The organism is Bacillus sp. SIMBA_008 (assembly GCF_046535495.1).
Taxonomy (GTDB): domain Bacteria; phylum Bacillota; class Bacilli; order Bacillales; family Bacillaceae; genus Bacillus; species Bacillus subtilis.
In genome coordinates, this window is sequence record NZ_JAWRWL010000007.1 from 233,266 (window position 1) to 246,244 (window position 12,979).

Sequence of the window (12,979 nt, forward strand, 5' to 3'; positions counted from 1 at the left end):
ATTCCCCTATTCCACTAAAAAGATTATGTCTTTAGCAATTTCGTCACTTGACCATTGTCCAGTATCCCATGAATATGTATGTAATCCCGCATTGCTCATAACTTCTCTATACAACTCTAAAATTGAATCAATGTCTTTTCCTTCTATATACTCATCTCCCCGTACGTTTAACCGTTCCTTAATAATGCTTTGATCAGCATGTAAGTACACTACCTTCGCCTTTGCTTTAATTTTATCTTCAATAAATCGAAGCTGTTGCTCTGTAAGGATCGAGTAATCTTTAAATTTCTTTGCATATACCAAGTTAGAATAAACAAACCTGTCAATAATCACGTTGTCTTCGTCAGCTAATTTGTTGAAGTGCTCAAATAATCTCTCATTCCCGCTTGTGGCCAACTCAAAGCTTGAACCTTTAATAATTGGATACTTCAGTTCTTTGCTTAGCTTCGCAGCAACTGTGGATTTAAAACAACAATCAGGCCCCTCCAAGATAATTAATGTCATTAATCCTCCACCTTTCTTATTTTATGAAATCCAACAACCTGGTAAGTGCCATCAGGGTACTTTACTTCTACCTGGTTGTATCGATAATCAACTTTCGCAACAGCCCCGATCTCATCTGTAAAATCCACAATTACCTTTTGACCTTCTCTAAACATAAGTTAATCCTCCCTTTAGTGGCGTTAATTCATGTTCTTTAAAGTAAGTAATGTCACCTGTTTCATCGCTAACTGCATAGTCATATGTAGCTGAATGTAAATGCTCGATAATCTTTCCTTTTCTCCCCACATGATGTGGGCATCCGTATCGTGCATTATTGTTAATTTCTACAGCTAGTCCAACAGGATAACTCCAGTATTTAGGCAATTTAATACCACCTCCCCTCAATAAAAAACCTCTTAATCTTCTGTTACTATTCTAGAAACCTGTTTTTCATTAAACCCAAGGGACGACAAGAACCTCTTAAAATCATCTAACAACAATCCAGGGATTTCCCCTTTATGTTCTTCAATAATCGACGGTTTATAAGTCTTATTTAATTTGGTTACCTGTCCATATTCGTCTGTGAATGACATTTCAATTTGAATACACTTCAATTATCTCACCCTATTTTTTATTTTTGTCTTGAATTTTAACTACTTGATGCCATAACAACATCATCAAAACTCCTTTCATCATAAGTTCCATCATAATAACAAAGTTCCACTGTCTTTGTTTCAGGGTAAATGGCTTCAATAACCCCGCACTCCCCAGTTGATTTGACCTTGGCCTCTTTATCTAAAATGAACATCCTCTTCACTCTCTCTATGTAATAGTTTTCCTTGGGATAAATTTCATGTTATGTATTGCATCGAACGAATTGTTGAAATGTTTATACCTTTCTGTTATTTGGATCGATTTACCAGCTTACTCTAACATTTTTACGACCAAATGCATTTGCTTCTTGCTCACTGTCCATCAGAATATCTATACGATTGTTTTTAATATCTCCTCCTGTATCTATTGCATATGCTTGAAAGCTATTCCCTTCATATGAAACTTGCACTAATGAATACAAAGGAATTATTTCTGGATCAACAGCGATTATTCTTTTTCCATTGTAATAGGATGTGTTTGATACATCATAGCCGGTTTTTGTTTTCCCTGTGCACCCTGTAGAACAAAACGCTGTGTAAGCAGTGGCAATCACTTCATGACTCTTCACTGCATTTACATTAGTACTTTTTGAAGCTGGTTTATCTTCACTTCTCTTTTTATTGGTTTTTTGCACTTTTTTTGTCTTTGTATGTTTTGCTGCTTTTTTATTTTCTTCTGTTAGATATGTAATCGTCGTATTAAGATACTTTTTTCTACTTTCAGCTTGCTTTTCTTCCTGACTCTTTAGCCTGGGAAGGATTCTTGGAACGTCAATTTCATGAATAAGTTTTTGTCTCACCTCTTTCTTATTTAAATAAAATGACTCTTTTATTGAGACTTGATTGTCTTGATGTGTATACAAGTTTTTAGCGCTATAAACGAGCCCTACTCCTAACAAACCAATTGTAGCAAAAAGTGTCATTTTGTTAATTCTATAATATACATATTTTTTATGTTTGTCTATAAGTTTTTTGAAAATTTTCATCTCTCCTATCAGTTAAGATTTATATTTCTGCCCTTTTAGTTGTCAAACTCATATTTCCTTCATTATCAACATTGTCTATTCTGCAGACAGTGTGATTATATATGCTATCTTTATAGACCTTCGGAATAAAATTGTTACCTCTTCTGAAACCAGTAAACATGAGCAATGTTCCTCTGGTATACCAAGATTTCTCGACTACCTCTTTCTTTCCGCCACCAATGGATCTAGAAATCTGTTTATTGTAATGACTAAAGCTACCCGACCACTGTTTAACTGTAACCACCCCTGTAGGTGTTAGAAGAGTAATTGTATGTTTGTTTTTATCCCTATCTAAAACAGTCCCTATAATCCGTGTGGTCTCGTATTCATATAGAGTTTTCCCTCTCCATTGATAAGGCTTACCTTTAACCGGATCTTCTGGCAACTCATAAAAATCAGCAATGTCATACTTAGCAAAGTTGACACCAGAAAGCTCATGATCGTTATAATAATAACTCAATGAATCCATTTCCCACTTACCATATGTACCCCTAGCATATTTAATCCACTCATTATTGAGTAGTCTTCGATTTAAAAGATTTAGAGCCTCATCAGTTCCCAGCCATTTTTTTAATGCAATCATCTTTTTGTCATATTCTTTTTTAAATACATTCTCTGAGATTAAGAGATGTTCATTGTGAAAATCAACAACACAATTTTCATCAAAGTTTTGATTAAAGAACTCAGACGCTGCATCATCTAACAAATAAAGTTTATCATTAGGTGATTCGATTGTTTTAAAGACTTTCTTTGAAATATATTCTTTAAATTTAAAGTACCTAATTTCTAAGGCAAATTGTTCAGGAATCAAATCGTTTTCTAGCATCATACTTATATTTGCCATGGTTAATTTCTTTTTAGGTTCGGTAATTATTGTAATGTACTTTTTCATGATTTCTTTTCGATCATCAAAGGTATCAAAGCAGCCCCCTTTAATCAATTGTATTACTTGGCCTTTTTTTATTTTTCCTGTATAGAATAATTTATCAAGGAATTCTTCAAAAGACTCGTATGGTCTATTTGAAATTATTCGATGAACTATTTCATCACCAATTCCATTCATACCTTTCATTCCAAAGATAATTGAATTGTTTTGAATATCTGCCTTAAAACCAAAGCCAGCTTTATTAACATCCGGTAAATCAACCTTAATATCTCGATGGCGTATGCTTCCTATAGCTGAGGCAACTTTTCCATAATCTGTTTTCTGAGTCTTCTTGTTTTCATCTTCATCTCCTATTTCTTCTTCGGTTTCAACTCCCCCACTGTTTACCGTTAAACAGGCAGTATTCCAGTATAAAGAGTTATATCGGTAGTTTAAGTTCAATTCCTGTAACGCAATAATTGAATACGCTAAAGTATGAAGTAAACTGAAACTGTAGCCAAACTGTCTTTTAAATTGAACATTCCAGACATAATTCAAAAGGTTATCTGAACTGCCAATCTCCTTTCCTTTTTTGAAAAACAATTCTTTTACATCTTTTAGTACATCTTCTTTCTTTTTTGCTATGGATTTCCTAAGATAGTTAGATTCTTTAATGTCAAAGTTAGCTATATCTTTATCCATAACCATCTGCATAACCACTTCTTGAGTATCAGCAACACCATAAATATCCTTAAGGTGCCTCTCCATTACATTGATTTCCTTTTCGTTTAGGCCGTGCTGCCTCATTTCTTCATACCATTTATCTAGATCATTTTTGTATTTAACATATGTATCTACAGGCTGTTCTTCACTGTCTGACATAAGCCTCATTAAAGAATTGGTTACTGCTGCTTCAAGTAAGTTCTTAGGTTTTACTTTGACAACTGATTGATGACCGACTTCAGTTGAGAACTGGAACAAATCCATGATCTCCCCATTACCAGCCATTTCCCATAGTTGTTGATCTTCGTACTCAATTACGTCTGGATGGATGTATTTGTTGTATGTTTCCTTTAAGCTTCCTTGCCATTCAATTTCTTTATTCTCAATTAATTGGTCTAAGGTTACTCGAATCTTATCTAAAGCCTCGATCGTAAGAAGATCAAACTTTACTGAGCCCATGGCTTCACTGTCACCCATATTAAACTGTGTAATATAAGCTCCTTTGGGAGTTTTCATCATTGCATTTGACTTTGTATATTCATCATTAAAAATAATTACCCCGGCTGCATGAGAAGACCGCTTATTAGTTAATCCTTCAATTTTTAGAGCTGTTTCTTTAAGATTAGGGTATTGTTCAACCTCCCTAATAAACTCTTTAATCGGCTTCCTGTCAGTTTCTTTGTCACCATAAAAACAATGCGTTAAAGGCCAGTTAGATCCTCTTTCAAATGGAATCATACCACTTAAATACTGGGATATATCATTATCGATTCCTAAGCCTCTACATGCTGTCTGAAGTGCTGATTTTGAACCCTCAGTTCCAAAAGTAGCAATTTGAAGAACACGTTTGTCTCCAAACCTTTCTCTAAGTGCCTTTAGAATTTTTTGTCTTTTTGATCCTTCAGTATCAATATCGATATCTGGAAGGTCGGGTCTCGATTTATGTATATGTCTCCAATGTGGTAAATCATATTGCATTGGATTAATTTGAGTGTTGTCGAGTAGATAATTAACTAAGTAACCTGCAGCACTACCCCTGGCTGCCCCAACTAAACTATCTCCTCCACACTCATCATCCCAAATAATATTAATGATTTCTCTGACTGTTATGTAATAAGAAGGCATAGACTGGTTCAGCTTTTGGCTGATTTCCCAAAGTTCACCCAGCTCAACATTAATCCTGTTCAATATTTTATGAAAAGCTTCACTCGTTAGTTCGCTTGTCTTTAATTTCTCTTCAAATCCGTCTTCAATTAACTTAAGAAGATATCTATCTTGTTCATCTGCTGATTCAGACATCTTTTTTATATATTCATATTGATCATATGCTGGTTTAAATAAATGTCTTAATTTAAAGTTTGGGAGCTCCATCTTAGGGATAATTGGTTCGTGCTCTATAGTATAGTCTTCAATCATTTCTCCAATAAGCAATGTATTTTTTATTGCCTGATCAATGACTTCTTTATCAATGTAGTCCATTCTCTCATGAATTTCATCAACGTTTTGAACGAAACAGGCTTCATAAAAGGAATCAACTTCTCTTTCTCCATCCTTAGCGTTTAAAAAGGCTTGATGAATTGCTCTATCTTCTGGTCTTAGATAGTGAGCATCTGTGGTAACAATCATTTGCAAGTCATACCCGTTGGCTATATCTATCAGCTTCTTGTTACAGTAAATCTGTTCTTCACTCAATGCAGGTTGAAGCTCGATAAAAAACTTATCCTTCCCAAAAACCTCTATACACCAAGTTATAAACTCATGAATCTTTAGTTTGTGCTGCTTAATTGACTGAGAATCACCAGTTTCTTCAAAAGCCTTTATCTTTAACAGGTGAATGTTTACCTCAGACCCCAAGCAAGCTGTGGTAGCAATGATGTGGCCTGGATCTTTACTTAATAGCTCCTCTACATCCTTTTTTACTGTCGGCACTCTTTCCATTGTTCCTGTATAAAATGAGTTTTCCCAGGCTTGAGAAGACAGTATTCTTAACTGCTCATGTCCTTTTGGATCAATTGCCAACATCAAGAAATGCGGAAATTTTGTCACTCCCGATTTATAGTTATCTCGAACTTCCTCTAAAGAATCGACTAGGTACGCTTCATTGCCTAATATCAGTTTAAAATCTTCTGGCATATCCCCCTTCTTTTTCATTTCTCTAACTGTTCGAATAGCATCTAAATGTGCTGAGAGGACTTCATGGTCTGTTATGGCCAATCCCTTATATTCCATCTTTACTGCAGTTTTGAGCAGTTCTTTAACTGAGTTTGTTGAGTCTAGAAGCCTTATGTTACTCCTATCTGTGTGGCAGTGACATCCTATCAACTTTCTTCCCCCTTAAAACACAAGTTCTTTTTGTTTTGTGCGAACCACCTCCAATTCATAAATCTCGATTTGAGGTGTTTTCTTGCCTTTGTATTCATTCGCCTTTGCTTTACCAATTACATTAATGATTAATGTTCCATTTGTTTCTGTAAGCTGATTAAAGTAATTCTCATCACTTTTAAATCTTATGTATTCAATATCGTCATGCTTAAATTTAACAGTTGTCTTATTCTTTTTCCCTAAATGCTCAATTTGTTCGACATCAATTTCAAGATCCGTTATAGCTATTAAGGGTTCTTCAACTTTGTAACCCCAATAGTCTTTGTAACCATCAAGTTGAAGGATAAATTCTTTTCTCAATCGTTTTGCTGGGATCTCAAAATCAACATTCTGAATACCTTCTTCGATATCTATGTCTTTAAATTTTTCATTCAGCACTTTGTTCACCAGGATTAAGTTCTGTCGTTTAATTGCAAAGCCAGCTGCATTTGGGTGACCTTCAACAAACTCAAATAATCCAGTATCTATAAGCTCTTTCTTAAAATCCTTAATAAACCCTTTATCATATCCTCGTATAGAGCCACTCAAAATATCTTTACCTTTTTCGGGATCGTTTCTGGCTAACAAGACCGGCTTTTTATATTCTTCTGCAAGCTGATTGGCCACCAGTCCAGTTAGGCTTTTATCTAGAATTCCTTCAACGTAAACAATCAGTACTTTATTCGCTGTTAAACTTTTCTCCTCTATTCTATTTTTAATTTCCACTCCAGCTGCATCTGCAATCCGTTTCTGCTTTGCTTTTAGATTTCCTAGAATCCTAACTGTGTCATCATGTATTGACACAAGATCAGTTTCATTTTGCCCACGTTTTTTATAGGGTACCTTTTCTTTAGAAAGGAGGAATGCTCTCATCATTTGATTTTTTTCTTCACTGCTTCCAACCCTAATGGCAGCGTTAATTAAAGGGTTAATAAAGAATTGTGTATTCTGTATGTTCTTGTCACCCTTGGTTGAAAACTCTTGCTTCTTAAACAGCTTCTTTAATAATGGATGCTTAATTTTCTTCAAGCCTTCATTCATAAAATACCTGGTTTCAAGGTTTCTTGAATCAGCCGAATCAGCAATGTTACCAATTGATACAAGGTCTAAGAATTGTTCGGCTTCATTTTTATTTAGTTTTTCATCAACTGCCTGGCAAAATTTATAGGCCATTCCTGCACCTGTCAGAGTTTTATTCGAATAATTAGGCGAAAGCTGATTATTTACTACGATCGCGTGTTCAGACACTCGTTCACATTCATGGTGATCAATAACAATTATTTCTGTGCCTCTCTTATTGAGAGCCTCATGTTCCTCAAATTGACTTGAACCTGCATCTGGGATTATGACTAAGTCAACATCATTAGGAATTGTATCAATAAAAATCCCATGCTCTTTCCCATCTTGAATTCTGTAATGTATATTAGCTTTCGGACAAATCTTTTTTATGTAATTTATAATGATTGAGCTGGATGTGTATCCATCAACATCACTGTCTACCTGAACAAACAATTTATTTTTATTATTTAAATGCTTGATAAGACAATCTGCAGCTTTATCAATATTATTAAGCTTTGAATAATGAATAACTGAACTGCGATCAACATTAACAAACAACTTTGGATCTTCTATGCCTCTATTTTTTAAGATAGTAGCTAAAGGATCGAAATTATAATCATTGTCGCCAATTAGTCTATACTCCATTAAATTCCCCCTTCATCTGTGCCAATCTCAATTTTCCTTCTCATTAGCTCCTCTAGAGTTTCCTTTCCCTTGTCCGCTGGGCTGTCCTTATAATCCAGTAAGCCTTCATAATCCCACAAAACATATACACGAACATAAGGAGTAAATTTTGCTGCGAGCTTTAGAATTTTCTTCTGATATTCAACCAGTTTTTCTTGATATTTCTCCTCTGTTTCATGTTCTTTTGGTGGTCGATATTTATCAAGAGCAATAAAAACTTCTTCAACACCAAGAGACAATAAAATGTCACGGTGAAAATTAGAAATATTACTTGAACAAACAGCACAGGTGAAGTTTGATTCACCGTAAAAGTCTTGGCATTTTAATACTGATTTTTCTGATTCGAAAATCAATACTTTCTTGAACCTTTCTATCGAATTTTTTGTTTTATGTAATCCATATAGATTCATCATTGTTTGATGGTTATATAAGATATTGCCTACTTTTAAAGGCATATATTTATAGCCTGCATCAACTTCTTCTTTAATCATTGAGCGCCTACGTATACCAATCAACCTATTATTTAAATCTCGATGAGGAATGGTAATCCCTTCTGTATGAGGTCTAAAATAATACCCAATCTCAAACTCTTTTAATGTCTTGTGACTTATTCCCTCACCTAGCCACAATTGGTGAGGGTAAGGCACAAATACATCTAGAACCGTTTCATTAAAGCTGGGGAGCTCAATATGTATTTTTTTCTTCTTTTTGAACTTCCCCATCCATTCCCAGTCATCAATCAAATCATTGTTTATGTATGTCTCTCTATTCCCAAATCCAAATGTTCTTCCTGCTATTTTGGCAACATATTCGATAGCCTGATTAAAAGAGATATTAATTCCTTTTTGACTTTTTGCTCTTATAACAAGTTCGAATACATCAAAATTATCCCCACACTCTGTATAACAGTGAAACTGTTTTGCTTCATGATAGTAATACAGCTTATAGCTCCCACCAGAAGCATTGTGACAAACGGTTCTGTAAATTGGATTTCCTTGTTGATCCCACAGATTGTTCTCGCTACCTAAATCTTTTAAAATCTTATGTATATCCTCAATGGTTAGGCTTTCTTTTACTCTGTCTTTATCATACTTCAAAGGGCGCTACACCCCTCATCCTGCTTTTATATTCAATTTCTCAACTGTGATTAGTTCATTGTCAAGATTTGTTGTGAAACAGTCCTTTATCCGCATGTTGCCCATATTGATATGGGAGAAGACTTTAACTTTGTCATACTCATTTCCCCTATTTTTAAATACATGTGTAACAAAATTTGGCTCTGGATAAAATCCTTCTTTTAAAATTGGATCAATTGCATCCTTCTCTTTTTTACTTAAAGGAAGAATTATCATTGCAGCATCTGTTTTATCTGCGATGGCCTTACTTCCTCTCAAGTAAGAAGCATCTATTACTTGTCCTTTTAACCATGCTTCTTTCCAATCACCATTCAGCTGAGTTGCACTCATCATATAGACATCGTATTTGTTACATAAGCCTTTTAACTTATCCGACATAAGTAAAAGAATTTGGTCTTCCCTCAAGTTGACACCACTTTTTTTGCTCATCTCTGAAAAAATGGTTACTGATGAGTGAATATAATCGAAATAAACGTACTCTACATTGTTTTTAATGACGTTCTTTTCAATTGTTCTTTCAATCTCCTGAATATTAAAATCAGGCAGATGTTCGAACCATATGTTAGACTCTTGAAGAACCTTAGCAGCCTTACGCACAAGTTGTTTTTCTTGTTCATTGATTGTGTTTCTAAGGATTTTTTTCTCTTCTACACCACTAATGTAGGCAAGTGCTAAGCTTTGCAATTCTTCGGCCATCATTTCTGTTGAAATAACCGTAGAACTTTCACTCCATGGATTTGATACCCATTCCTTCTTTTTAGGATCATAAAGTTCGGTTGCACTTAAGCGACAAGCGTCAGCGACCATGTTTCTTGTTTTACCGCCACCTGTAATACTTGAGCGCAGATAGAACTTTTTCTTCCGTGATCCACGAAAAATTGAGGTGAGCATTTCGCTATTTAATGGAACTCCAATATCCGGGGATTCTTCGAATGAATCCAATAATTCATTAATACCTTCTCCCCCCTGGATTCCTACACTTTCAGATGAAGTTCTGAATTTTTCTTTTATGTCTACAATCTTCATTTCATAAGCTGCTAAAATCTCATCAATCGACTTCTTATCAAACTGTTCTTGCATCTTTTCCTGTTCTTTTGGGTCAATCAGAGATTCATCATATATTTCCTTAATATCGAATCCCAATCCATCCATTTCTCTAAGCAGACTAAACTTTTTTAATCTTTTATAGTGGTAATCAAAGTTTTCGACAACTGCCAACTCTTGAATTCTTTCTATATATTCAAGACCGTTATTATCATGGAAAATTTTATACTGAATATCGTAATCCTTTAGATATCCATCTATTTCAACCTCATTCAATACTTCAGTTCCTTGATGAAATAGATTGCTCATAGCAAAAAACAATATTGAATGAAACCTTGAAGGAAAATCATCCGAAGTTATCTTATATTTATTGCTCTCTGACAAGATTGTGGGATCTTTTAAAATGCTCCCTAAAACTTGAATTATTGCCTGTTTGTCTTGTAGCAAATGGACTCTCCTTCCTATAGCGTTGAGATATCAACTAGCCCTCTTTTCTTTCTCATTCCTTTTTTTATGACTAACGTAATTTCTTCTCTTTTATGATTCTTTGGATCTTCAGCTGATTTTCGGATGGCTTTTTGTCTAATGTAATGCCGCTTTGCTTCATCATAAACAAATGGAACGATTCCAATGCCATCACCTTCTCTGGGTTGATTATCCAAAGTTTCATAAAAGTACCTAAGCGCTAGTTCAATGCCTTTAAGCTTATACCCATATTCCTCTTGAAACTCTTTAATTTGTTTCAACATCATGCCAGTTGGAGATGTAAGACCATATAAATTGCATATGTATTGAATTAACTCTTTTCTGTGATCTGATTCTTGCTTCCAGGTATTAAAACACTTTTCATGGTAATATCTTTTTTTATAGGGAATTGCTGAATCTTTGTCTAACTTGGTCTCGCAATAAGGACATTTAACTTGTCTCCCCAAATAATCACTCCTAATAAGGAGGAGAGAATAATCCCTCCTCTTTTATTCTGCTAGAAGGTCTTTTAGATCATCTAGAATTACAGACATGACACCTACTTGCTTACGGCTGCACTCAGTAACTTTTACACCCTTACCTAAATGTTTCTCTGTAATCTCATTAACTTCTTCTAAACGGCCTTCTTCATTAAGCTTCATGCCAATTTCTTTAATTTGATCCATTAATGAGTTGAAATCAAGTTCTTCTGAAGCGTTGTTTTGTTTTTGCTCTTCGTATGTAACAGCAACAATTCCTTCTGCTTGCTCCTGTCTTTCGACTGCCTCAATAATTGCTTTTTCTAAGTTTTCTGCAGTAAATTCAGGAAGGTACGTGTCAATGTAATCAAATCGGCTACGAGCAAAATGCTCTTCAGTTTCAGCTAACCAAGCACTTGATTTGATTACTTTTCTATCTTCATCAACACCATTAGAACTTAGATAGAGAACAATATCGCTGTTATCAATTACTGGAGCTAAAACTCGTTTATCCCCCTTCGGATATACTTTGCCTTTTTTGTCTTCAGCAGCATGAGCAATAAAGATAACCGTAAATCCTACGCCAATTAATTTATTGATTTCTTCCCATACTTCAGTTTCATACTCTTTCCAAAGGCCAAACCCATCATTACCATCTTTAATCCGTTCTACATCATATTGCTCGCATACATATCTAGTCGCATATTTAGCAAAAGCGTCTACTTCATCAACAATGATTGTCTGATACATTTCTTTGGCTTTTTCAGCATTTTTAGTTAACTGTTTGTTTACCTTTTTAAAATCAGCCCAACTATTGATAGGCATGAATTGGACACCGGCAATGGCATTTAATCCTTTTTCGAATGGCAGATATAATGGTTTCTTCATACGAGTGCTTTGCTTAGTTTTACCTAAGTTGTTAGAACCGTAGATTGTGATAACTTTTCCTTCTAATCCTTTTGCTACTACAGAAACTTGTGGGTTGAAAATATCGATTGCCATTATAGTTCTCCTTTTATTTTGAATTTGTTGGGTGAGTCGGAGCTCACCCTAGTTATGTATTAGATTAATGATCTATTTTATTTTAGAAAGGGAGATCATCATCTGAAATTTCAACCGGCTTTGAAGGCTTGTTATTAGGAGCACTTCCACCAAAGCCAGACTTTTTATTGTTTTCATTGCTGCTTTCGTTCTTAAGTCCTTCTAGATAAGTCTCTCTTTCAGTCAATGCTTTTTTAATTACTTCTGGATTAAAAGCATTTTTACTATCTTCATCATAAGGATCGTTCCCACCTGTAACTAGATACTCTCTTTTTGTAATGGAGGTGATTTCTTTTTTGTCTTCTCCAAATGCAGCAGTTTTGGTTGTTACTTTTTGTTCTTTATAATTAATAATCTTTCCGAAGACATTAACCGTAGATCCTTTTTCATAATTGTTTTCAACATATTGAGAACCTTCCTTAGTCACTACAAATGTAAAAGGAATGACTTTCCCGCCATACAAAGGGATATAACCATTTAAATTAACTCTTCCTGTTTCTTCTCCTTTTACTTTTTCTTCAGTTACATTTTTAACAAACAGTTCAACATCAAATTCAGCTTTAGGATTAAATTCTTCATTAGCATCCAGTCTGTTTACAAAGTTGGTGGTTAGCTGTGGGTACGCCTTTAATGCTCCTTGAGAGTAATATTCATTTAATCCAATCTTACCTTGAGTGATTCTCACTTTATCAGCTTGATCTCTTCCATGTTCTGCGATGGACTTATAATCACTTATGATAGTTTGATACCCTTTGGCAATAGCATTATCTGTACCATCAGCTTTCTTATATTTTGAAAAGCCTTTAACTGTATGCACTTCGTTAGGTGCAACCTCAATATCTAATTCAATATTTAGTCCATTTCCATTTTTCCACTCAGTGTGTCTTACTTCTGCCAGAGTTCCTTCAAGTGTTACAACGTTTGATGCTTCACGTAATACCGTTTTGTTTTCTGTCATATT

The 12,979-nt window shown here is 34.7% G+C and carries 13 protein-coding genes; all 13 read right to left on the reverse strand.

Going from position 1 to position 12,979, the window contains the following annotated elements:
* Positions 1-6: 6 nt before the first annotated feature.
* The 13 genes from SB658_RS20690 to SB658_RS20750 all read right to left on the reverse strand — a co-directional run bounded on the left by SB658_RS20690 (position 7) and on the right by SB658_RS20750 (position 12,976).
* Entirely contained in the window at positions 7-504 is a 498-nt protein-coding gene (locus tag SB658_RS20690; RefSeq protein ID WP_144500590.1) for a deoxynucleoside kinase, read from the reverse strand.
* The gene (locus SB658_RS20695; protein WP_144500589.1) at positions 504-659 is read right to left on the reverse strand and encodes a tudor domain-containing protein; all 156 of its coding nucleotides are present in this window, start codon (positions 657-659) and stop codon (positions 504-506) included. The genes SB658_RS20690 and SB658_RS20695 overlap by 1 nt, the downstream gene beginning before the upstream one ends.
* Positions 652-867 (reverse strand): YorP family protein, encoded by a 216-nt coding sequence (locus SB658_RS20700; RefSeq protein WP_019712328.1) that lies wholly within the window; start codon positions 865-867, stop codon positions 652-654. The genes SB658_RS20695 and SB658_RS20700 overlap by 8 nt, the downstream gene beginning before the upstream one ends.
* A gap of 32 nt (positions 868-899) precedes the next feature.
* The gene (locus SB658_RS20705; RefSeq protein ID WP_041336515.1) at positions 900-1,097 is read right to left on the reverse strand and encodes a hypothetical protein; all 198 of its coding nucleotides are present in this window, start codon (positions 1,095-1,097) and stop codon (positions 900-902) included.
* A 35-nt stretch (positions 1,098-1,132) separates the two neighbouring features.
* Positions 1,133-1,291, reverse strand: coding sequence for a hypothetical protein (locus tag SB658_RS20710; RefSeq protein ID WP_017697077.1), 159 nt, complete (start codon positions 1,289-1,291; stop codon positions 1,133-1,135).
* A 108-nt stretch (positions 1,292-1,399) separates the two neighbouring features.
* The gene (locus tag SB658_RS20715) at positions 1,400-2,116 is read right to left on the reverse strand and encodes a 3D domain-containing protein (protein ID WP_144500608.1); all 717 of its coding nucleotides are present in this window, start codon (positions 2,114-2,116) and stop codon (positions 1,400-1,402) included.
* A 25-nt stretch (positions 2,117-2,141) separates the two neighbouring features.
* Positions 2,142-6,071, reverse strand: a complete 3,930-nt coding sequence (locus tag SB658_RS20720) for a DNA polymerase III subunit alpha (RefSeq protein ID WP_144500588.1) — start codon at positions 6,069-6,071, stop codon at positions 2,142-2,144.
* A gap of 12 nt (positions 6,072-6,083) precedes the next feature.
* Entirely contained in the window at positions 6,084-7,814 is a 1,731-nt protein-coding gene (gene recJ, locus SB658_RS20725) for a single-stranded-DNA-specific exonuclease RecJ (RefSeq protein ID WP_144500587.1), read from the reverse strand.
* Positions 7,814-8,950 carry a hypothetical protein gene (locus SB658_RS20730; protein ID WP_009967477.1) on the reverse strand — a complete coding sequence of 379 codons (1,137 nt, stop codon included), beginning with the start codon at positions 8,948-8,950 and terminating at the stop codon, positions 7,814-7,816. Before SB658_RS20730 ends, recJ begins: the two co-directional genes overlap by 1 nt.
* A gap of 15 nt (positions 8,951-8,965) precedes the next feature.
* Complete coding sequence (locus SB658_RS20735; protein WP_032721755.1) at positions 8,966-10,480, reverse strand: replicative DNA helicase; 1,515 nt, start codon at positions 10,478-10,480, stop codon at positions 8,966-8,968.
* A gap of 14 nt (positions 10,481-10,494) precedes the next feature.
* Complete coding sequence (locus SB658_RS20740) at positions 10,495-10,965, reverse strand: hypothetical protein (protein WP_129137724.1); 471 nt, start codon at positions 10,963-10,965, stop codon at positions 10,495-10,497.
* 42 nt (positions 10,966-11,007) lie between these two features.
* Positions 11,008-11,979 carry an ATP-binding protein gene (locus SB658_RS20745; RefSeq protein WP_004399537.1) on the reverse strand — a complete coding sequence of 324 codons (972 nt, stop codon included), beginning with the start codon at positions 11,977-11,979 and terminating at the stop codon, positions 11,008-11,010.
* Between the two features lie 82 nt (positions 11,980-12,061).
* Entirely contained in the window at positions 12,062-12,976 is a 915-nt protein-coding gene (locus SB658_RS20750) for a hypothetical protein (protein WP_144453833.1), read from the reverse strand.
* Positions 12,977-12,979: the final 3 nt, after the last annotated feature.

Coding starts and splice junctions, on each gene's coding strand:
- SB658_RS20690 (WP_144500590.1), bottom strand. CDS start 504: ATGACATTAATTATCTTGGAGGGGCCTGATTGTTGTTTTAAATCCACA.
- SB658_RS20695 (WP_144500589.1), bottom strand. CDS start 659: ATGTTTAGAGAAGGTCAAAAGGTAATTGTGGATTTTACAGATGAGATC.
- SB658_RS20710 (WP_017697077.1), bottom strand. CDS start 1,291: ATGTTCATTTTAGATAAAGAGGCCAAGGTCAAATCAACTGGGGAGTGC.
- recJ (WP_144500587.1), bottom strand. CDS start 7,814: ATGGAGTATAGACTAATTGGCGACAATGATTATAATTTCGATCCTTTA.
- SB658_RS20745 (WP_004399537.1), bottom strand. CDS start 11,979: ATGGCAATCGATATTTTCAACCCACAAGTTTCTGTAGTAGCAAAAGGA.
- SB658_RS20750 (WP_144453833.1), bottom strand. CDS start 12,976: ATGACAGAAAACAAAACGGTATTACGTGAAGCATCAAACGTTGTAACA.